Consider the following 21,150-nt stretch of genomic DNA (forward strand, 5'->3'; position numbering starts at 1 on the left):
GGAATTGGGCATGAGCCGGTTAGAAGAGAGCAGCCAGAAGGATTCTCGCGCAGAGGGTAAGCGGCCGGTTCGCGGGTCGCACCGGGTCATGTCTGCTTCGGGGCGTGTGCCAACCCGTTTGGTATTTGGGCGGGAGCAGCAGGAGGGCCCCGCCCCGCGTTTTTCCCCGGTGCTGGCGCCGGTGATTCGCACCGTCAAGAAGTACCACCCCGATGAAGACCTTGAGGTGCTGCAGCGGGCTTTCCAGGTCGCTAACCACTACCACCGGGGGCAGAAGCGCAAGAGCGGCGACCCCTACATCACCCACCCGGTAGCCGTAACGACCATCCTGGCTGAGATAGGTGCTACCGGCCCCGTGCTGGTTGCTGGTCTGCTGCACGATACGGTCGAAGATACCGAGTACACTCAGGAGCAGCTCACCGCTGATTTCGGTACCGAGGTCGCCTATCTGGTTGACGGCGTGACCAAGCTCGATAAGGTCAGCTACGGCGATAACGCCCCCATTGAGACAATTCGCAAGCTGGTTGTCTCTATGTCGCAGGACGTGCGCGTGCTGCTCATCAAACTGGCTGACCGCCTGCACAATGCCCGTACCTGGCGGTTTGTCTCCGGTGCCTCTGCTGCGCGTAAGGCCGAAGAGACCCTGCAGATTTATGCTCCGCTGGCTCATCGCCTGGGCTTGAACACTATCAAGTGGGAGCTGGAAGATCTCTCCTTTGCCGCTATGAGCCCCGATATTTACGCCGAGATTGTGCGGATGGTGGGTGAGCGTACCCCTAAGCTCGAAAAGTATCTGGCCGAGGCCCGCGTGACGATTGAGGATCGCCTGGCCCAGGTGGGTCTTGAAGCTACAGTAACTGGCCGCCCCAAGCACTATTACTCCATTCATCAGAAGATGAAGACAAAGGGTAAGAGCTTCGACGACATTAACGACATTCTAGCCGTGCGTATCATGGTGGAGGAGGAAGCAGACTGCTACACCGCCCTGGGGCACGTGATGTCGCTGTGGATGGCGGTTCCTGGGCGCTTCAAGGACTATATCAAGCAGCCTAAACACAACCACTACCAGTCACTGCATATGACGGTGCATGGGCCCGGCGGCCTACCCCTGGAAATCCAGATCCGCACTTACAAGATGCACGAAGAGGCTGAGTACGGTGTGGCTGCCCACTGGCGGTACAAGGCTGCCTCCCGCGGTGAGAAGGTCGATTTTTCACCCAAGGAACCCGGTACCCACACCGCCGCCTTCAACATCGGCATCTTGCAGTCGATTTCTGAGATTTCGAACTCTAACCCCGAGTCGGAGCAGTTCTACCAGCAGCTCTCTGAGCGACTTGAGACCGACGAGATTGTGGTGCTCACTCCGCAGGGCAAGCCCATTAGCCTGCCGGTAGGCTCAACCCCCGTCGACTTTGCCTACGCTATCCACACCGAGGTGGGGGACCGCACCATTGGTGCTAAAGTCAACGGCAAGCTGGTTCCCCTACACACCGAGCTCGAAACCGCCTCAACGGTTGAGATTCAGACAACCAAGGACGAGAACCACGCCCCGAGCGAGGACTGGCTCAAGTTCGTACGCACTAGTAAAGCACGCACCAAGATCCGCCAGCACTACGCCAAGGGCCGCCGTATCGAGGCTATGAACCGAGGCAAGGAGCGTGTGGTCAAGGCTATGCGCCAGCACGAGCTACCCCTGACCAAGATAATGACCCCTGAACTCATGCTGCAGGTAGCCCAGGACCTTCACAAGCACGACGTTGCTGCTCTCTACCACGCTGTGGGTGAGAACGAGGTGGAGACCCAGGCCGTCATTACCTCCCTGGTGAACCTCTACTACGGTGAGGACGATGTCGATCAGACCGTTGAAATCGATAGCTTCGACGCTTCCCTGGTGTCTAACCGTCGCACGGTGGGCGATGACAACGGCGTTGTGGTACCCGGCGCTGAGGGTATCTTGACCAAGATAGCCCGCTGTTGCACCCCCGTACCGCCCGACGAAATCGTCGGTATCGTCACCCGCTTGCAGGGTATTTCGGTGCACCGTACTGACTGCCCCAACGTGCTGAGTCAGGCCGATGACCCCCGACAGACCACGGTGGAATGGGCTTCTCACGGTAACTCCGTCTATCGGGTGTCGATTCAGGTGGAGGGTATTGACCGTAAGTCCTTGCTGTCCGACACTATCCGAGTCATTTCCGAGGCCGGCTGCAACATCGTGGACGCCAAGGTTCACACCAGCGACGAACGTTTTGTGGTCAACCGCTACACCGTAGAGCTCTCTGACCGCTTTATGATGGAGCACCTACTGAACCAGATTCGCAACGTCCCCGGCATCTATAACGCCTACCGACTGACCGGCTCTCGTCCGCTCATGGACAAAAAAGCTAAACCTTAGCTGCCGTTGCTGCCAGCACCTGGTTCGCCAGGTGCTGGGCTCTAAGTAGCGCTGATGCTCTTAGTGTGGCTTGTTCCCGGGCACTGTGGAGCAGGAGTTCGGGTGTTACCTTGTTGTGGCTATCGAGCAGGATTTCCTTGACGATATCCATCTCACTCGCGTCAACGGAATGGGTAATGATATCTAGGGCTGTTTTGAGGGGGCTCGTCAGCCTGATAGGCCCAATCGTGATGGTGTCGTAGGCCCGCATCTGAGTCTGGTGGGTAGCAAAGGACGCCCGGTAGGGGCGCGGTACATTGCACCTGTTGTCGCGGTCGTAGTCTACGTGCAAGCGGCCCTCGGGTAGCTCGGCAAGATACCCCAGCACCCAGGCAGCGGTGGTGCGGCTATAGCGAATCCGATGGTGGTAGCCTGCTGGGGTGAGCAAGCCCAGACTGGCTGCCCGCATCAGGGGAGTGGGTTCGTCGTCAGCCTGCCTGTAGATACCCCGGTGAAAATGCACTAGTTCGCGTTCTTTGATGAACTCACGCCACTGCTGAGCGGGTAGCCCCGTGGTCTGCTGTGAGTAGAGGTGGACGAGCGTGTACGGCTCCTGCGTCGTATCGGCTTCATCCTGTGTGAGATGAGCCGGGGTGTAGGAGGTGCTATCGCAGGCAACGACGTTGAGGGAGTGGGGTGCGGCCCCGGGCGTGGATGCTGGGGCTAGAGGGAAGGGGAGCTCAGAGAGGGCACCGAGTGAGTTGAGATGTTCCATGACTACGTTTTAGCACATCAGATGCAGGTGCACGATAAAAAGTTGTCAGGCTGTGGATAACTTTCTCACCCAAGATGACTTATCCACAAAAATCCCCCGCCGACCGGCCGGTAGACGGGGGATTCTGCGTCACAAAGACGTCACAGATAAGGCTGGGGTTTAGGCGCCAAACTCAGCAGAAGAAGCCTTGAGGGTCTCAAGCCACTGCTTGCGGGCGTCCAGAGCTTCCTGGGCCTTCTTGATCTTCTGGGCGTTGCCGCTGGCCTCAGCCTTGGCCAGGTCTGCTTCAAGACCGGCGATGGCGTCCTCTAGCTGGGTCAGCATGGAGTTAGCGCGAGCCTGCTTAGCCGGGTCGGTCTTCTGCCACTTGGCGTTCTCGGCGCGGTGGATTTCGTCCTGAACCTTACGCAGCTCCTGCTCAACGCGGCGCACCGAGTTGCGGGGTACGCGTCCGATAGCTTCCCAGCGGTCCAGAATACCCTCAAGGGTCTTCTTAGCCGCAGCGATGTCGGTAACGGGCAGAATGCCGCGGGCCTCTTCCAGCAGGGCTTCCTTAGCCTTCAGGTTCGCCTCAAATTCCTTATCCAGCTCAGCGTTCACCGCGGTGCGGGCGTCGAAGAAGACGTCCTGGGCTGCACGGAAGCGGGCCCACAGGGCGTCATCTTCCTTGCGGGTGCCGCGGGGGGCTGCCTTCCACTGGTCCATCAGATCGCGGTACTTAGCGGCGGTAGCGGCCCAGTCGGTGGAGTTCTGCAGAGCCTCAGCCTCAGCGATGAGGGCTTCCTTCACGCGCTTAGCCTTGGCATTAGCCTCATCGAGCTGGGAGAAGTGGGCCCGTCGGCGGCGGTCAAAGCTGGTGCGGGCAGCGCGGAAACGCTTCCACAGCTCGTCCTCGATGCTCTTAGCCAGGTGGTGTTCCTTCTGGGTCTTCTTCCACTCTTCGAAAAGCTCGTTCATGCGGGCGTGGGAGTTCTTCCAGTGAATAGCGGAGTCGTCCTTAGCCACGATAGCCTCAGCCTCAGACACAATGGCCTCGCGGGCTTCGAGGGCCGCCTGGCGAGCTTCGGCGCTCTCGGTCTTCTCTGCTTCCTCACGCTCATTGATCTTGCCAACCAGGGCAACAAGGCGTTCCTGCAGGGCGGCGTAGTCGCCCACCATGTTGCGCACAGCAACCTGCTGACCTAGGTGGGCAGCTGCCTTCTGCAGGTCAGCAGCCTTAGCCTTGCGCTCTACGCGCTCTTCGAGCAGGGCAACCTGGGCTTCAAAGTTCTCAAACTTGCGGGCAAAGTAGCCGAGGGCTTCATCGGCAGATGCGCCGGGTACCTGGCCTACTGCGTATTCTTCACCGTCAACGATAACGAAAACGTGACCGTCCTCGTCCACGCGGCCGAACTTACGGGCCTTGTCGAGATCTACGTTGAGGGTGGTGTCGTCGGATTGGGTAGTCACCGCTATAACTCTTTTCGCATCAGTAGTGGGGGAGGAACCCCGTTTAAGTAATGAAAAGTGCACCAGACCGAGCCGTATCGATAGGGCTGGTTACCGCTTCGCGAAGAGGCGGCAATAATCTATCGGGCGCAGGTGGCGCAGTTACCAGCATAGCGTGTTTAGGGCGAAAGCGGGTGCAATTACCCGGCAGGTGCGCCTTCGGTCTAGTATTAAAGGGACTGTGCTCTGCTGTGAGACCGCTTGTTTCGCGAGGGCACGTTACCTACTTCGACCGTTTTCAACCGATAAAAGGGGAGCACATGGCTCGCAAACAATCGCTTTCTGGTTTTCCGGAGCACCTGCCCGAGGAACGCCTGGTAGAGAATTTTGTTCTCGATACTTTGCGAGAGACCTTTGAGCTTCACGGTTTTTCGTCGATTGAGACCCGTTCGGTAGAGACCATTGAGCAGCTGCTGCGCAAGGGCGATATCGATAAAGAGGTCTACGCGGTCTCCCGTCTGCTTGATGATGCGGACGAAGCCCGGGGCGGTAAGAAGGAAAAGCTAGCCCTGCACTTTGACCTGACCGTACCCTTTGCCCGCTACGTGGTAGAGAACGCCGGCTACCTTTCCTTCCCCTTCATGCGCTACCAGATTCAGAAGGTCTGGCGCGGTGAGCGCCCCCAGGAGGGTCGTGCCCGCGAGTTCACCCAGGCCGATGTGGACGTCGTTGGTGACGGTGCCCTGCCCTTCCGCTACGACGTGGAACTGGCCCTGGTCATCGTCGATGCGCTCTCTAAGCTACCGATTCCCGACTTCAAGCTGCGCGTCAACAACCGCAAGCTCTCCGAGGGCTTCTACCTGGGCCTGGGTCTCACTGATACCGCCGGGGTGCTGCGCAATATCGATAAGCTTGAAAAGATCGGTGCGGACGCCGTCGCCCAGCTTCTTAAGGACGAGGTCGGCGCTTCCGACGAGCAGGCCGCTGCCGCCCTGAAGCTTGCCAGCATCCGTGCTGAAGATACCTCCTTTGCTGACCAAGTACGTTCCCTGGGTGTCACCCACGACCTGCTCGAAGAGGGCCTAGCTGAACTGACTGAGGTTATCGGCGAGGCAGCTAAGCGTGCCCCCGGCAAGGTAGTAGCTGACCTTTCCATCGCCCGCGGTCTGGACTATTACACCGGCACCGTCTACGAAACCGTGCTGGTAGGCCACGAACAGCTGGGTTCTATCTGCTCCGGTGGCCGTTACGAGTCCCTGGCCTCAAACGGCAAGAAGACCTACCCCGGTGTGGGCCTGTCCATTGGCGTGACCCGCCTGGTAGCCCGCATCCTGTCCCAGGGCTTTGCCGAAGCAACCCGCAAGGTGCCCACCGCCGTCCTCATCGCCCTCACCAACGATGATATGTGGTCAGGTGCCCAGGACGTCGCCGATGCCCTGCGCGCCCGCGGTATCGCCTGCGAGGTCTCAGCCACCGCCGCAAAGTTTGGTAAGCAGATTAAGTACGCTGAGAAGCGGGGCATCCCCTTCGTCTGGTTCACCTCAGTGGGGGAGAACGGCGAACTCACCCACGAGGTAAAAGACATCCGCACCGGAGAGCAGGTAGCTGCTGACCCCGGCATCTGGGCCCCACCCGCCGACGACCTGCACGTGCGTGTGCTCCCTACCGCCTAATTCACACCCGTCCAACCGGTGCCAGGCGCACCACAACACGGTAAAATCGGGAGCAAACTGAACTTTAGACAGTGCCACCCGGTACCGTGCCCCATCGAAAGGAACTCAGTGCTACGCACTCACACCCTCGGCGAGCTAACCGCCGAGAACATCGGAGAAACCGTTACCCTCTCTGGCTGGGTAGCCCGCCGCCGCGACCACGGTGGCGTGGCCTTCGTTGACCTGCGTGACCGCGAAGGTGTCACCCAGGTTGTCTTCCACAACGAAGCCGATTTCGAGCACCTGCGCAACGAGTACGTCCTCAAGGTCGTGGGCGAAGTAACCCGCCGCCCCGAGGGCAATGAAAACCCCAACCTCACCACCGGTGAAATCGAGGTTATGGTCAAGGAGACCGAGGTTCTCAACACCTCAGCCCCCCTGCCCTTCCAGATTGATGAGCACGTTGAAGTGGGCGAAGAGGCCCGCCTCAAGTACCGCTACCTCGACCTGCGCCGCCCCGAGCCTGCCCGTCTGATGCGCCTGCGCTCAGAAGCGAACCGCGCCGCCCGCGAGGTGCTGCACGGCCAGAACTTCACCGAGGTCGAGACCCCCACCCTGACCCGCTCCACCCCCGAAGGTGCCCGCGACTTCCTGGTGCCCGCACGCCTGGCACCCGGCTCCTGGTACGCCCTGCCCCAGTCACCCCAGCTCTTCAAGCAGCTGCTGCAGGTGGGCGGTATCGAGAAGTACTACCAGATTGCCCGCTGCTACCGCGACGAGGACTTCCGCGCCGACCGCCAGCCCGAATTCACCCAGCTGGATATCGAGGCTTCCTTCGTTGACCAGGAAGACATCATCGACCTGGGCGAGCGTATCGTTGAGGCCGTCTGGAACCTGATTGACGTCAAGGTACCCCGCCCCATCGAGCGTATTACCTACAAGGACGCCATGGAGAAGTACGGTTCGGATAAGCCCGACCTGCGCTTCGGCCTGGAACTCACCGAGCTGACCGACTACTTCAAGGACACCACCTTCCGCGTCTTCAAGGCACCCTACGTCGGTGCCGTTGTGATGCCCGGTGGCGCCTCCCAGGCCCGCCGCACCCTGGATGCCTGGCAGGAATGGGCAAAGCAGCGCGGTGCTAAGGGTCTTGCCTACGTGCTGATCCAGGAGGACGGCGAGCTGACTGGCCCCGTTGCTAAGAACATCACCGACGCTGAGCGCGAGGGCCTGGCTGAGGCTACCGGCGCCAAGCCCGGCGACTGCATCTTCTTCGCAGCCGGTGAAGCCAAGGCCTCTCGCGCCCTGCTGGGTGCAGCCCGCGTTGAGATTGGTCACCGCACCGGCCTGATTAAGGACGGCGACTGGTCCTTCGTCTGGGTGGTGGATGCCCCCATGTTCGAGTCAGCAGCTGATGCAACCGCGTCCGGCGACGTCGCCCTGGGTCACTCAGCCTGGACCGCTGTGCACCACGCCTTCACCTCGCCCAAGCCTGAGTACCTGGACTCCTTCGACGAGAACCCCGGCGAGGCCCTGGCTTACGCCTACGACATCGTCTGCAACGGTAACGAAATCGGTGGCGGTTCAATCCGTATCCACCAGCGTGATGTGCAGGAGCGTGTCTTCAAGGTCATGGGTATTACCGAGGAAGAGGCTGCCGAGAAGTTCGGCTTCCTGCTGGAGGCCTTCAGCTTCGGTGCGCCCCCCATGGGTGGTATCGCCTTTGGTTGGGACCGCGTGCTGCAGCTGATCGGTGGCACCGACTCTATCCGCGACGTCATTGCCTTCCCCAAGACCGGTGGCGGCTACGACCCGCTGACCGCAGCTCCTGCACCTATCACTGCCCAGCAGCGTAAGGAAGCCGGCGTTGACTTCAAGCCCAAGAAGGACGGCGAGAAGTAACCGCTCCTTCCCCGGTAGGTACCATTTAAACCAGAAATACCCACGAACTAGGTGGGTATTTCTGGTTTTTCTGGTCTTTTCTAGGGCAGTTGATAGGCTAGAATCGTCAGCCATCCTCCATACTAAGGAGCACCCATGCGCGCAGTTCTTCAACGGGTTACCTCAGCAGCCGTCACTGTTGGCGGTGAAACGGTGGGCGCAATCGACCGGCCCGGCCTGCTGGTTCTGGTGGGTATTACGCATACGGACGGACCCGCCCAGGTTGTCAAGCTCGCAGAAAAGACCGCCAACCTGCGGCTACTAGCGGGGGAGCGGTCTGTGCTTGATGAGGATGCCCCGGTGCTGGCGGTGAGCCAGTTTACCCTCTACGGGGACGCGAAGAAGGGGCGGCGTCCGTCCTGGTCTACGGCAGCGCCCGGCCCCGTAAGCGAGCCCCTCTTTAATGACTATGTTCAGGCCCTGCGCGACCTGGGGGTAACCGTTGAGACCGGCAGGTTCGGCGCCGATATGCGGGTGAGCCTGACCAATGACGGCCCCATTACCCTGATTCTCGACACCGATTCTCTCTAAGGTAAGTTCACCGTGGAACCCTCCCTCTTCTTTTTTGACGATTCTCAGCCCGACACCGACACCGACAGCGAGAAAATGACGCACAGCCGGGAGCGGGCTCCGCTGGCGGTGCGTATGCGCCCCCGAAATCTCGATGAGGTGGTGGGCCAGAAGCATCTGCTGGGGTCGGGTTCACCCCTGCGGGTGCTGGCTGGTGAGGGCGGTGGGCCGGCAGGTCCTAGTTCGGTGATTCTGTGGGGCCCGCCCGGTACGGGTAAGACCACCCTGGCGAATGTGATTGCCGGGGGAGCCGGGCGTAAGTTTGTGGAGCTCTCTGCTATTACGGCCGGGGTGAAGGACGTTCGCGCCGTCATGGACCAGGCTCTTGAGGACCGCGATTTTCGCGGGCTCACCACCGTGCTTTTTCTGGACGAGATTCACCGTTTTACGAAGGCCCAGCAGGACGCCCTGCTGCCAGGGGTAGAGAACCGCTGGGTGGTTCTGGTGGCAGCAACCACCGAGAACCCCTCATTTTCGGTGATTTCGCCCCTGCTGTCGCGCTCTATTCTGTTAACCTTGCAGGGGCTGACCGACACCGATATAGCTGAGCTGCTCCAGCGCGCGGTCACAGACCCCCGCGGTTTCGCCGGAGTGATCGACCTCGATGACGAGGCCTCCGAACACCTGGTCAAGATGGCCAACGGGGATGCCCGTAAGGCCTTGACCTCTTTAGAGGCGGCTGCCGCGGTGGCCTTTGGTGAGGCGGCGGACGCCGGGGTTGAGTATTCGGTCAACCAGCCCCTGCCGGTGACGGCTGAGCACGCGAGTTTGGCGGTCAACCGGTCGGTGGTGCGCTATGACAAGCAGGGGGACCAGCACTACGACGTTACCAGTGCCTTTATTAAGTCGATTCGTGGCTCAGATGTTGATGCCGCCCTTCACTATCTGGCGCGCATGATTGAGGCGGGGGAGGACCCTCGGTTTATTGCCCGCCGCCTGATCGTTCATGCCAGTGAGGATATCGGAATGGCTGACCCCACAGCCCTGACCGCTGCGGTGAATGCTGCCCAGGCTGTTCAGCTGGTGGGGCTGCCCGAGGCTCGTTTGAATCTGGCGCAGGCGACGATTCATTTGGCCTCTGCCCCTAAGTCCAACGCTGTGTATAGGGCTATTGATGGGGCATTGGCGGACGTCCGCGCCGGCCTGGCAGGGCCGGTTCCGCTACACCTGCGTGATGGGCACTACCCGGGGGCTGCTGCGCTCGGGCACGGCAAGGGCTATATCTACCCCCACGACCAAAAGAACGGGGTAGCCCGCCAGCAGTATGCCCCCGACGCTCTGATAGGGAGGGCTTATTACAGCCCGACTGTCTTTGGCGCAGAGAAGGAACTGGGGGAGAGACTTCGAAGAGTGGAGCTTCTACGCGATCCTGAAAATAATCGGTAGACAGGCAGGTGTTTTGAGCTAAGTGTTGATTAAATTTACGGGTGACTGTAGGTGAATTGCCGCATACAAATTGGGTTTTGTGGGCTAAAAGGGGGAAAACAACTTAAAGCGAAAAGGGATGCGGAGTAAAAATTCTTCGCTTTGGCTAGTAGAAATATATGCAATCTGGGTCTATCTAATGAACTGTTCGGCAAACTTCTCTGTAATAAATTTAGTTTCCATTGCGAACGGCGGTTCGCACTAGGCTGCTGCAGTGGTAACACGTCTTTTTTACCCCCTTATATTATGCATTCCGTGTAGTTCCCATTGCAGCTCCCACCATGGATGAAGCTCGCGCACTTATTTCCGTTACCGTTGATGAAGCCTGCTTTGTCGAGGCTTACAACTCCGCGACGGTATTTACAAAGCCATATCGCTGTTCTTAGCTTTATGCTAGATTGATATAGCTACGAGCCGCCCCCAGGGATAACATCTGGGGGCGGTTTGTTGTGCACAAAACCACATCATTTACTGAGCCAATACTGGTGTTGCCAAACCATTGAGCGCGGTAAGCTTAAACCTTGGCTGGCAGACTACCCAAAACGCAGCGTCCGCCCCGGTAGCGGGGCAGAAACTGATCACCGGGTAGCTCGTAGTACCGAGAGTGCGGCTGCTCTCTACTCTCCACCGCCCAAACCGTGGGCGGCCCACCGGAGGCCAGACCACCAGAACAATGGCACACCCACACCCGTGGGAACCGCTCAGCACACCACCGTATATGCGTTACGAGCCGTGCCAACCGCTAAAGAAAAGGAATACGAACTGTGGCAAACCACAACCGTACCCGCCGTACCGTGCGTCAGTCACGTGCCCTCGGCATCGCACTGACCCCCAAGGCAGAAAAGTACCTCGAGCGTCGCCCCTACGGCCCCGGCCAGCACGGCCGCAGCCGCAAGAAGGCTGACTCAAACTACGCCGTACAGCTGCGCGAGAAGCAGCGTCTGCGCGCACAGTACAACATTCGTGAAGCACAGATGCGCCGCGCCTACCTCGAAGCAAAGCGCATCGAAGGCCAGACCGGTAAGAACCTGGTCGAGATCCTCGAAACCCGCCTCGACGCCCTCGTCCTGCGCTCAGGTTTCGCTCGCACCATCGCACAGGCACGTCAGCTCGTTGTACACCGTCACATCATGGTAGACGGCATCCGCGTTGACCGCCCCTCCTTCCGCGTCAAGCCCGGCCAGCTCATCCACGTTCACCCCAAGTCAGAGAAGATGGCACCCTTCCAGGTTGCAGCCACCGGCGCACACCAGGACGTCCTGCCCGACACCCCTGCTTACCTGAACGTAGAGATCGAGAAGCTCCACGCAAAGCTCGAGCGCGCACCCAAGCGTGAAGAGATCCCCGTGACCTGCGAAGAGCAGCTCGTGGTTGAATACTACTCACGCCTGGCCTAATCCCGCCAAGCTTAACCAGCCCGCCCACCTGCCCCGCACGGGAACAGGGGAGCGGGCTGGCTCCTTAATGCCGTGTAAAGTAAGATTGTTATCAAATCGTGTCCTTTAACAGCCGGGTGACTCGGCAGAAAGCAGGAAAGCCATGAGCGGAGCAGATATCGCAGGCCTCATAGCTGCAGGCGTATTCGCAATCCTCGTAGCCCTGCTAGCCCTGCCCATCATCAAACTCGGCAAGGTCTTCGACGAACTCACCGCAACCATCCGGTCCCTCAATAACGAAACCACCCCTCTGATAGGTGAAGTCACTAAAACCGTCGCCAGCACCAACGCCCAGATCGAAAAGGTCGATAACATCACCAGCAACGTTTCTGACGCCTCAGCAAACGTTTCTGCTCTCTCATCACTGGTCACCTCAACCGTAGGCCAGCCCCTCATCAAGGTTGCAGCCTTCTCTCACGGTATCCGCAAGGCAGTCAAGGGGGACGGCGCCGCTGCAACCGGTTCACGCCCGGCACCCTCAACCACCGCAGGGCAGGAGCGCCCCGGAACCTCACCCGAAGGCCACTAAATGGGACTGCTCAAAAACGTACTCCTCATAGCGGGCGGAGCCGCCGCAGGCTACCTTGCCTCACGCTCCCGCACCTCAGCACCGGCGTCCACCGACCTTGAAGTCTCAGCGAATCATCCCCTGCAGCGCTTCACAGAAGAAGGTAGCACCATGGCTCAATTCTTTGACTCAAAATACGGCGCCCCCTTCAAGGGCGCAGCCCTCAAGGCCATCGGCTTCGCCGCGACCGTCAAAGCGGGCATGGACGAAAAAGAGGCAGAACTCAAAGACCGCTTCGACGCCCAGACCAAGGACGACCGCCCCGGCTCCCTCGACACCTGGCAGCAGGACAGCGAGCCCCAGCATCTAGAGGGCGACCAGCTCATCGAATCTGTTGCCCTGCCCCCGGCCGGAAACCTGGCAGAACAAGAAGCCGATATCAGGCGCCGCCTAGAGCGCGATGCCGAACTCGGCAAAGACTTCTTCGCCTAAGCGAACCACCCCAAGATTTACTACCAACCGAAGGAAGAAAGCCTCGATGCTCTCACAGGAAATCTCAAAGCGCTGGATCGAATTCTTCGAAAAGCGCGGGCACACCGTAGTACCCTCTGCATCACTGGTCTCACACGAACCCGGTGCAATGTTCACCATCGCGGGCATGGTGCCCTTCATTCCCTACTTCCTGGGCCGTGAAACCCCCAAGTTCTCCCGTGCAGTGAGCGTGCAGAAGTGCATCCGCACCCTCGATATTGAAGAGGTGGGTAAGACCGCCCGTCACGGTACCTTCTTCCAGATGGCCGGTAACTTCTCCTTCGGTGACTACTTCAAGAAAGAAGTCATCCCCTGGGCCTACGAGCTGTTGACCTCATCCATCGAAGACGGCGGTTACGGCCTTGACCCCGAGCGCCTCTGGGTTACCGTCTACGAGGGCGACGACGAAGCCTACGATATCTGGGTCAATGACGTAAAGTTCCCCGCTGAGCGCATCCAGAAGATGGGCATGGCAGAGAACTACTGGTCCACCGGCCAGCCCGGCCCCGCTGGCCCCGACTCCGAAATCTTCTACGACCGCGGCCCCGAGTACGGTAAAGAAGGCGGCCCCGCAGCAGATGACGACCGCTACATCGAAATCTGGAACCTGGTCTTCATGCAGTACCAGCGCGGTGAAGGCACCGGCAAGGACAGCTTCGAAATCCTCGGCGACCTGCCCAAGAAGAATATCGACACCGGCCTGGGCGTAGAGCGCCTGGCCATGCTGCTGCAGGGCGTTGAGAACTTCTACGAAACCGATCAGGTTCGCCCCGTCCTCGATGCCGCAGCTAAGCTCTCCGGTAAAAAGTACCACGGCTCTGAAAACGCTAACGACGAAGGCTACGAAGACGACGTGCGTATGCGCGTGGTAGCCGACCACATCCGCTCTTCCCTCATGCTCATCGCAGACGGTGTAACCCCCTCCAACGAGGGCCGCGGCTACATCCTACGCCGCCTCATGCGCCGCGCTATCCGCGCCATGCGCCTGCTGGGCGTGACCGAGCCCTGCCTGCCCGTCCTTTTCCCCGCGTCTAAGGACGCCATGGCCGGCGCCTACCCCTACGTAGCCGAAGACTTCGAGCGCATCTCCCGTATCGCCTACGCTGAAGAGAAGGCCTTTCTCAAGACCATCGAGTCAGGCACCACCCGCCTGGAAGAAGCTGTTGCTTCAGCGAAGGCAACCGGCAAGGGCGAGGTATCTGGCGCAGACGCCTTTGCCCTGCACGACACCTACGGTTTCCCCATCGACCTGACCCTCGAAATGGCCGAAGAAGCCGGCGTGAAGGTCGACGAAGCCCAGTTCCGTGCCCTCATGGAAGAACAGCGCCACCGCGCCCAGGCCGACGCTAAGGCCAAGAAGGGCGGCATGGCCGACCTCTCCGTCTTCCGCGAACTGGCCGACGAACGAGGCTCCATCTTCACCGGTTACGATGAGCTGCGCACCGAAACCACCCTGCGCGCCATCCTGGTTGACGGCGTTTCAGTCCCTGCGGCGTCCACTGGTCAGAAGATCGAAGTTGTACTCGATGAAACCCCCTTCTACGCTGAGGCTGGTGGCCAGGCAGCAGATACCGGCGTCATCACCGGTAACGGCTTTACCATTGACGTTTCAGATGTCCAGCAGCCCGTCAAGGGTCTCTCTGTGCACCGCGCGGTTGTGCGCGAGGGCGAGGTTGTCGCAGGTACCCCCGTTGTTGCTCAGGTGGACGTACAGCGCCGCCAGGACGGCGAAAAGGCCCACTCCGGTACCCACATCATCCACGCAGCCCTGCACCAGGTACTCGGTAACGAAGCAACCCAGCGCGGCTCCTTCAATAAGGAAGGCTACCTGCGCTTCGACTTCGCTTGGGGCGAGGGTCTCTCCGACGCCGCCAAGCAGGAAGTCGAAGAGGTAGCTAACACCGCTATCCGCGACAACTTCCAGACCATTACCCGCGAAATGCCGCTGGACGAAGCCAAGAAGCTCGGCGCTATGAGTCTCTTCGGCGAAAAGTACGGCGACACCGTGCGCGTAGTCGAGATGGGCGGAGACTTCTCCCGCGAACTCTGCGGCGGTACCCACGTCGGTTCAACCGCTCAGATTGGCTCCTTGACCCTGCTCACCGAGCAGTCTGTCGGTTCAGGTAACCGTCGCGTTGAAGCTCTGGTCGGCCTAGACTCCTTCAACCACCTGGCTGCTGAGCGTACCCTGGTCAACCAGCTGACCGGTCTGATGAAGGTACAGTCCTCCACCGAACTGCCCGAGAAGATCAACCAGACCCTGACCAAGCTCAAGGAAGCCGAGAAGGAACTGGCTAAGCTTCGCAAGGAAAAGCTGCAGGCTGAGGCCGGTAAGCTGACCGAAACCGCCCAGATGGTGGGCTCCGTCCGCACCCTTCTGCACAACGCAGGGGAGCTTGACGCCAGCGCCGTGCGCGAGCTCGCTCTTGACCTGCGCTCACGCCTGGGTGAGGACGCTGCTACCGTAGCAGTTGCCGGTGTTAACAACGGCCGTCCGGTTATTCTGGTTGCCACCAACCAGGCTGCCCGCGACGCAGGTGTTAAGGCAGGTGCTCTCGTCCGCGTCGCTGCCGGTGTGCTCGGCGGCGGTGGCGGTGGTAAGGACGACGTCGCCCAGGGTGGCGGTCAAGACGCCTCCAAGATCGACGAAGCTTTCACCGCTATCCGATCCACCATTTCAGAGCTGGGGGCCTAACCCAGTGACCTTCACCAGAGGCCGCCGCATGGGAGTCGACGTGGGCAATGCCCGCGTCGGCCTTGCCTTGTGCGACCCCGACGGCATACTCGCTACGCCCCTCAAAACCCTACGCCGTGACCTGAAAAAGAACTCAGACCGGCGGGTGCTTCGTAAACTCATCGAGGTTAACGAAGTTACCGAAGTCTTTGTGGGGCTTCCCAAGACCATGCGCGGGGGAGAGAGCCCCTCAACCCTCATGGCCCGCGAGTATGCCGAGGCTCTGGTGCAGGAACTTGCTGCTGACGATGCCTCCGTGCCCGTGTGGCTGGTCGATGAGCGACTCACCACGGTGAGCGCCCACCGCTCGCTCCACGAGGCCGGAGTATCGAGCAGAGAATTCAAGACTATGGTCGACCAGGTTGCTGCCGTCAACATCCTGCAGCATGCCGTCGATACCCTAAAAGCCGGCCAACACCTGGCTGGCTACCGCGTTGAGCTTACGCCCCCTCACGATGAGCCTGCCCCCAGAACCTCCAACGACGAAACGGAGAACCCGAATGTCTGAGAACTCGAGTTCTAGCCGCCCGCCGCATCGCCCTACCAAGAACCAGCAGACCGACCTTGATGGCCTGCTGGGCTCAACCGAAGACGGGGCCAACGGTGGGTTCTTCACCGCCGTTGAAGAAGACGAATACTCGCGTGACGAGCGCGACCGCACCCGCCGCCGCTCGCGCAACTTCGTGATATCAGCTGGCCTGGTATTTGCGGTAGCTCTGGTGCTGGTCGTGTCTATTCTGGCTCCCCAGTTTGGCTGGTTTGAGCGTAAGGATTACTCTGGTGAGGGTAACGGTACCGAAGTGACCTTTACTATCCCTGAGGGTGCCTCGGCTATTAGCATTGCTAACTCACTGGAAGAACAGGGAATCATCGCCAACGCCGACCGTTTCTTGCAGGAGTACTCCGATAAAGGCCAGGACCGGTTCTTCCAGCCCGGTGAGTACACCATGCAAGAAGAAATGAGCAGCGCTGCTGCTCTGGGTGAGCTCCTGCGTTTTGACGAAGCCAACACCAACTACGTGGCGGTTGCCCGTACCTGGCGTATGGATAAGACCTTTGAAGCTCTGGCTACGGGCACCGGTATTAGCGCCCAAGAGTTCAAGGCATTATCAACCGACCCCACACGCTTCGGTATTCCTTCACAGTTCCCCACCATTGAGGGCTTCCTCTTCCCGGGCGAATACCGCTTCCCCAAGGACGCCGGTGCTGAAGAAATCCTGCAAATGATGGTTGATAACACTTTCAACGCTCTAGAAGAGGCCGGTGTTTCTGGCGATGACCGAATCTTCCACGTGATTACCGTTGCCTCAATCCTGGAGTTCGAAGGTCGCGAGGCTGACTACTACCCAATTGCCGGTGCTATCGAGAACCGCCTGAATAACCCAGACGGTGAGACTAGCGGCTACCTACAGTCAGACGCAACCGTAGCCTACGGTCTGGGCATTCAGAGCTACCATATCTCGAATGAGCAGAAGCAGGACGCCAGCAACAAGTACAACACTTTCTACTACAAGGGCCTACCCGAAGGTCCTATCGGTTCACCCGGTCTAGCGGCTATTAAGGCAGCTGCCAACCCTGAGAAGAACGATTACTACTTCTGGGTCACCGTTGACCTCTTCACTGGTGAGACCCTCTTCGCTAAGACCTACGAAGAGCACCTGAAGAATGTTGAAGTATACGATGAATTCTGTAAAGCTCACGAGGGTGTCTGCTCCTAATGAGTCAGCAGATTACCGAGTGCCCCAAGGCTTATGTCTTGGGGCACCCCATTAAGCACAGTAAATCACCCCTGCTGCATCTGGCCGCCTACCGGGCTATGGGGCTTGAGATGGGCTACGACCGGCTAGATACTCGCGAGGACCAGCTGGCCGACGTTTTTGCCCGCTACACTCCTGAGCGGGGCACCCGCGGCTTTTCTGTCACCATGCCGCTGAAATCAGCGGTCAAAGAGCAGCTGGACTATCTGACCCCGTTTGCCCACGCGGTCGGTGTGGTCAATACCGTCTACTGGAAGCACGAAACTGATGGCCGGCTGGTCTCCTGGGGCGATAACACCGATGTGTCGGGTATCGTCAATGCCCTGCGCCAGGCCGGTTTCGTCGGCAAGCCCGCGCGTGCTGCGATTATTGGTGGCGGTGGTACCGCTACCGCAGCCCTTGCCGCCCTGCGCGCGATGGGGGCGGACGGCGTCCGCGTCTTTGTGCGCGATGCTCGCCGGGCTCAGGGGGCTGCGGACGCTGCTAACCGCCTGGGTCTGCACCTTGACTTCCTGCCCATCGATAGCTTCGCAAAAAGCTATGCGGAGTTTGATGTAACCATTTGTACCCTGCCTGCGGGAGCAGCCGACGAGCTGTTGGCTACCGCAGAACAGGGTGAATCTGCGGGCTACCTGCTCGATGTATCCTACGACCCCTGGCCCTCGGTTCTAGCGGGGGAGTGGGAAGCCCGCGGCGGTACCGTGACCAGCGGCCTTGAGATGCTGATGTACCAGGCGGTAGACCAGGTCAAGCTCTTTACCGGCCACGACAGGAGCCACCCCTTACCCCGGCAGGAAGAAGTGCTCACCGCCATGCGTCAGGCAGTAGGGCTACCGGTTACAGGCTTTGAACCCGAATCGGTGAACGAGTCAGCCTGGCTCACTCGCTGAGACTATTCGTACCGAATCGTGAAGTAGCGGTTTGCTATCGACCGCTATTTTTGGAAATCTTAGAACACAAGACCCACAGGTAAACGTAAAGAAGGTTAGAGATGCTGCGTTGGCTCACAGCCGGTGAATCCCACGGCGAAGCCCTGGTAGGAATTATTGAAGGCGTACCGGCAGGTGTTGAACTCACCAGCGAGATGGTGCGCGACGCTCTAGCCCGCCGCCGCCTCGGCTACGGCCGTGGTGCCCGTATGAAGTTTGAAGAGGATCGTGTGCGCATCCTTGGCGGTGTGCGCCATGGCAAGACCCAGGGTGGCCCCGTAGCCATCGAAATCGCCAACACCGAATGGCCCAAGTGGGTTGATGTAATGTCGTCAGACCCCGTTGACCCCGCCCTGATTGAGGGGCGCGCCCGCAACGCGGCCCTCACCCGTCCCCGCCCCGGCCACGCAGACTTCGCCGGTATGCAGAAGTACGGCTTCGACGAGTCCCGCCCCGTCCTTGAACGGGCCAGCGCCCGCGAAACCGCAACCCGCGTAGCCCTGGGCGTCGTTGCAGCTCAGATTCTTAAGACTCTCGGCGTAGAACTGGTCAGCCACACCACCGCTATCGCCGAGGTAGCAGCCCCCGCCGACGCCCCGCGTCCTGCCCCTCGCGATGTTGCTGCCCTCGACGCCGACCCCCTGCGCTGCTTCGACACCGCAACCTCCGAAGCCATGGTCGCTACCGTCGATAAGGCCCACAAGGACGGTGAGACCCTGGGCGGTGTGGTAGAAGTTCTGGCCTACGGTCTTCCCCCGGGACTCGGCTCCTACGTGCACTGGGACCGCCGCCTCGACGCCCGCCTGGCTGCAGCCCTCATGGGTATTCAGGCCATCAAGGGCGTAGAAGTAGGCGATGGCTTCGAAACCGCAAAGCGCCCCGGCACCCGCGCCCACGACGAAATCGTACCCGGTGAGCATGGCGTCCAGCGCGTCTCAAACCGCGCAGGCGGTATCGAAGGTGGCATGACCATCGGTGACCTGCTTCGTGTACGCGCCGCCATGAAGCCCATCGCCACCGTGCCCAAGGCCCTGGCCACCATCGACACCTCCACCGGTGAAGTTGCCCGCGCCCACCACCAGCGCTCAGACGTCTGTGCTGTGCCCGCAGCCGGTGTCGTAGCAGAAGCCATGGTCGCCCTAGTGCTGGCAGAGGCAGCCCTTGAAAAGTTCGGCGGCGACTCCATCACAGAAACCCGCCGCAACATGGACTCCTACCTGGCAGCCATACCCGAATCCCTGGCCTGGGAATCCAACGTAGCAGGGTGGGACGCCTAACCATGACCCCCCGATCACGTGACCACGCGATCGACATGACCGAGGTGCTCGCACCCAACCAGCTGCGCGAGGTGCAAGAAACCTATATCGAAAAATCCCGCCCGGTCGTGATCATCGGCCCTATGGCGGCGGGCAAGTCCTATATAGGCACGCACCTCGCGCGCTTCTACGGCTACGAGTTCCTCGACTCTGACCACCTCATCGTCGAAAAATACGGTGAGGTGTCACAAATCTTTGCCGACTACGGCGAAGCTGAGTTCCGCCGTATCGAGGCTGAAGTAATCCGTGAGGTGCTCACTTCACCTGCCCGGCGCAACACCATCTTCTCCCTGGGCGGGGGAGCACCCATGACGCCGGAGGTAGCCGACGTCCTCAAAGACGAAACCGTTATCTACATCAAGGTTGACGCCGAAACCGTAGCCCCGCGCATCCAAAACAGCAAAACCCGGCCCCTGCTCCAGCCCAACCCGGTGCAAAAATGGATCGAAATATTTGAGGCCCGGCGGGACCGCTACGAAGAGCTCGCCAGCTACACACTGGACGCCTGCGGAGGCCGGGGAATAGCCGACATGGCAGCCGAAATTCAGAACTTCATCATCAAGAACCGAAAGGGTCAAGCGTGAGCGACCAGGCCACCACCGTCATACCCGTCACCGGCACCCAGCCTTCAGAAAACTACGACGTTTACGTAGGCCACAACCTGCTCGGTACCATCCCCGAAATCCTGGGCAACCGAACCCAGCGCATTCTCGTTATCCACCCCCGAGCCCTGCGCTCCACCGGTGAGCTGGTGATGGAGCAGATGCGCACAGCGGGTTTTGAGGCCTACTCGGCTGAAATTCCGGACGCCGAAGAAGGCAAGCACATCCAGGTCGCCGCTTTCTGCTGGCAGGTACTGGGCCAAAACGACTTCACCCGCACCGACGCAATTATTTCCGTAGGTGGCGGCGCCGTCACCGACCTTGCTGGCTTTGTGGCAGCGACCTGGCTGCGCGGCGTCCGCGTTATCCACATCCCCACCACCCTGCTGGGCATGGTGGACGCCGCAGTTGGCGGCAAGACCGGCATCAACACCGCAGAGGGCAAGAACCTGGTCGGGGCCTTCCACCCGCCCGCAGCCGTCCTCTGCGAACTGGGCGTGCTACGCACCCTACCGCAGCACGAGCTGCTCACCGGTATGGCTGAAGTGATTAAGTGCGGCTTCATCGCAGACCCGACGATTCTCGACCTGATTGAAGCGAACCCCGGCAAGATTCGGGACTCCCAGTCTGAGGTAGTGCGAGAGCTCATCGAGCGCTCCATTCGGGTTAAGGCTGAGGTGGTGTCTGAAGACCTGAAGGAGTCAGGCCGCCGCGAATTCCTGAACTACGGTCATACCCTGGGCCACGCCATCGAACACGCAGAACGCTACCAGTGGCGCCACGGTGCTGCCGTAGCAGTAGGTATGGTCTTCGCCGCAGAACTGTCCCTCGCCGCTGGCTACCTTGATGAGGCAACCGTTGAGCGAACCCGCGCCATCTGCACCGCCCTCGACCTACCCACCACCTACCCGGCAGACCGCTGGCCCAAGCTGCTTGAAACCATGCGCCGCGACAAGAAGGCCCGCGGCAACATGCTTCGCTTCGTCGTTCTGGAGAGCCTGGGCAAGCCCCGTATTTACGAGGTACCCGACGACTCGATCCTGTTTATGACCTACCAGGAAATTGCCAGCTAGGTGTGAAACTCGCTAACTAATAGCGCAAAGCGGCGGGGGAGCCGGTAGACTGGTCTACGGTTTACCCCGCAACGCTTATTGAAAATTTCAGTTTAGAGG

General features: G+C 60.1%; 17 protein-coding genes. 15 read left to right on the top strand and 2 right to left on the bottom strand.

The features are described from left to right. Positions 1-10 precede the first annotated feature (10 nt). Positions 11-2,395 carry a bifunctional (p)ppGpp synthetase/guanosine-3',5'-bis(diphosphate) 3'-pyrophosphohydrolase gene (locus HWU94_RS05640; RefSeq protein ID WP_185174670.1) on the top strand — a complete coding sequence of 795 codons (2,385 nt, stop codon included), beginning with the start codon at positions 11-13 and terminating at the stop codon, positions 2,393-2,395. Here the strand turns inward: HWU94_RS05640 and HWU94_RS05645 are convergent. Both HWU94_RS05645 and HWU94_RS05650 read right to left on the bottom strand, forming a co-directional pair. Beyond that, the gene (locus HWU94_RS05645) at positions 2,385-3,149 is read right to left on the bottom strand and encodes a type IV toxin-antitoxin system AbiEi family antitoxin (RefSeq protein ID WP_185174671.1); all 765 of its coding nucleotides are present in this window, start codon (positions 3,147-3,149) and stop codon (positions 2,385-2,387) included. The genes HWU94_RS05640 and HWU94_RS05645 overlap by 11 nt on opposite strands. Before the next feature lie 159 nt (positions 3,150-3,308). After that, on the bottom strand, positions 3,309-4,598 hold the full coding sequence (locus HWU94_RS05650; protein WP_185174672.1) for a DUF349 domain-containing protein: 1,290 nt from the start codon (positions 4,596-4,598) through the stop codon (positions 3,309-3,311). Positions 4,599-4,897: 299 nt separating this feature from the next. Between HWU94_RS05650 and hisS the strand changes: the two genes are divergently transcribed. The 14 genes from hisS (at position 4,898) to aroB (ending at position 21,051) form a co-directional block, all read left to right on the top strand. Further along, entirely contained in the window at positions 4,898-6,250 is a 1,353-nt protein-coding gene (gene hisS, locus HWU94_RS05655; RefSeq protein ID WP_185174673.1) for a histidine--tRNA ligase, read from the top strand. Between the two features lie 108 nt (positions 6,251-6,358). Next, positions 6,359-8,131, top strand: a complete 1,773-nt coding sequence (gene aspS, locus HWU94_RS05660; protein WP_185174674.1) for an aspartate--tRNA ligase — start codon at positions 6,359-6,361, stop codon at positions 8,129-8,131. Positions 8,132-8,266: 135 nt separating this feature from the next. Continuing rightward, positions 8,267-8,701 carry a D-aminoacyl-tRNA deacylase gene (dtd, locus tag HWU94_RS05665; RefSeq protein WP_185174675.1) on the top strand — a complete coding sequence of 145 codons (435 nt, stop codon included), beginning with the start codon at positions 8,267-8,269 and terminating at the stop codon, positions 8,699-8,701. 75 nt (positions 8,702-8,776) lie between these two features. Then, positions 8,777-10,126 carry a replication-associated recombination protein A gene (locus HWU94_RS05670; RefSeq protein ID WP_185174789.1) on the top strand — a complete coding sequence of 450 codons (1,350 nt, stop codon included), beginning with the start codon at positions 8,777-8,779 and terminating at the stop codon, positions 10,124-10,126. 803 nt (positions 10,127-10,929) lie between these two features. Beyond that, on the top strand, positions 10,930-11,562 hold the full coding sequence (gene rpsD, locus HWU94_RS05675) for a 30S ribosomal protein S4 (protein ID WP_083091092.1): 633 nt from the start codon (positions 10,930-10,932) through the stop codon (positions 11,560-11,562). Between the two features lie 142 nt (positions 11,563-11,704). Beyond that, positions 11,705-12,130 (top strand): DUF948 domain-containing protein, encoded by a 426-nt coding sequence (locus tag HWU94_RS05680; protein ID WP_185174676.1) that lies wholly within the window; start codon positions 11,705-11,707, stop codon positions 12,128-12,130. Beyond that, the gene (locus tag HWU94_RS05685) at positions 12,131-12,601 is read left to right on the top strand and encodes a peptide chain release factor 4 (protein WP_185174677.1); all 471 of its coding nucleotides are present in this window, start codon (positions 12,131-12,133) and stop codon (positions 12,599-12,601) included. It abuts the gene before it with no gap. A 46-nt stretch (positions 12,602-12,647) separates the two neighbouring features. Then, positions 12,648-15,335 carry an alanine--tRNA ligase gene (gene alaS, locus HWU94_RS05690; protein ID WP_185174678.1) on the top strand — a complete coding sequence of 896 codons (2,688 nt, stop codon included), beginning with the start codon at positions 12,648-12,650 and terminating at the stop codon, positions 15,333-15,335. A 28-nt stretch (positions 15,336-15,363) separates the two neighbouring features. Continuing rightward, positions 15,364-15,882, top strand: a complete 519-nt coding sequence (gene ruvX / locus HWU94_RS05695; RefSeq protein WP_185174790.1) for a Holliday junction resolvase RuvX — start codon at positions 15,364-15,366, stop codon at positions 15,880-15,882. Further along, entirely contained in the window at positions 15,875-17,092 is a 1,218-nt protein-coding gene (mltG, locus tag HWU94_RS05700; RefSeq protein ID WP_185174679.1) for an endolytic transglycosylase MltG, read from the top strand. Before ruvX ends, mltG begins: the two co-directional genes overlap by 8 nt. Beyond that, positions 17,092-18,021: a shikimate dehydrogenase gene (locus HWU94_RS05705; RefSeq protein ID WP_185174680.1), complete on the top strand. Its 930-nt coding sequence runs from the start codon at positions 17,092-17,094 to the stop codon at positions 18,019-18,021. Before mltG ends, HWU94_RS05705 begins: the two co-directional genes overlap by 1 nt. Before the next feature lie 101 nt (positions 18,022-18,122). Beyond that, a complete protein-coding gene (aroC, locus tag HWU94_RS05710; RefSeq protein ID WP_185174681.1) occupies positions 18,123-19,337 on the top strand; it encodes a chorismate synthase in 1,215 nt (404 codons plus the stop codon). A gap of 2 nt (positions 19,338-19,339) precedes the next feature. Further along, positions 19,340-19,960, top strand: coding sequence for a shikimate kinase (locus HWU94_RS05715; protein ID WP_185174682.1), 621 nt, complete (start codon positions 19,340-19,342; stop codon positions 19,958-19,960). Next, complete coding sequence (aroB, locus tag HWU94_RS05720; protein ID WP_185174683.1) at positions 19,957-21,051, top strand: 3-dehydroquinate synthase; 1,095 nt, start codon at positions 19,957-19,959, stop codon at positions 21,049-21,051. Before HWU94_RS05715 ends, aroB begins: the two co-directional genes overlap by 4 nt. The last annotated feature ends 99 nt before the right edge of the window (positions 21,052-21,150 follow it).

Source organism: Rothia nasimurium (assembly GCF_014217215.1).
Taxonomy (GTDB): Bacteria; Actinomycetota; Actinomycetes; order Actinomycetales; family Micrococcaceae; genus Rothia; species Rothia avistercoris.

Bases quoted from the DNA above. Each gene is read 5' to 3' on its own strand.
- HWU94_RS05640 (WP_185174670.1), top strand. From the start codon at position 11: ATGAGCCGGTTAGAAGAGAGCAGCCAGAAGGATTCTCGCGCAGAGGGT.
- HWU94_RS05645 (WP_185174671.1), bottom strand. From the start codon at position 3,149: ATGGAACATCTCAACTCACTCGGTGCCCTCTCTGAGCTCCCCTTCCCT.
- hisS (WP_185174673.1), top strand. From the start codon at position 4,898: ATGGCTCGCAAACAATCGCTTTCTGGTTTTCCGGAGCACCTGCCCGAG.
- dtd (WP_185174675.1), top strand. From the start codon at position 8,267: ATGCGCGCAGTTCTTCAACGGGTTACCTCAGCAGCCGTCACTGTTGGC.
- HWU94_RS05670 (WP_185174789.1), top strand. From the start codon at position 8,777: ATGACGCACAGCCGGGAGCGGGCTCCGCTGGCGGTGCGTATGCGCCCC.
- HWU94_RS05680 (WP_185174676.1), top strand. From the start codon at position 11,705: ATGAGCGGAGCAGATATCGCAGGCCTCATAGCTGCAGGCGTATTCGCA.
- HWU94_RS05685 (WP_185174677.1), top strand. From the start codon at position 12,131: ATGGGACTGCTCAAAAACGTACTCCTCATAGCGGGCGGAGCCGCCGCA.
- alaS (WP_185174678.1), top strand. From the start codon at position 12,648: ATGCTCTCACAGGAAATCTCAAAGCGCTGGATCGAATTCTTCGAAAAG.
- ruvX (WP_185174790.1), top strand. From the start codon at position 15,364: ATGGGAGTCGACGTGGGCAATGCCCGCGTCGGCCTTGCCTTGTGCGAC.
- mltG (WP_185174679.1), top strand. From the start codon at position 15,875: ATGTCTGAGAACTCGAGTTCTAGCCGCCCGCCGCATCGCCCTACCAAG.
- HWU94_RS05705 (WP_185174680.1), top strand. From the start codon at position 17,092: ATGAGTCAGCAGATTACCGAGTGCCCCAAGGCTTATGTCTTGGGGCAC.
- aroC (WP_185174681.1), top strand. From the start codon at position 18,123: ATGCTGCGTTGGCTCACAGCCGGTGAATCCCACGGCGAAGCCCTGGTA.
- HWU94_RS05715 (WP_185174682.1), top strand. From the start codon at position 19,340: ATGACCCCCCGATCACGTGACCACGCGATCGACATGACCGAGGTGCTC.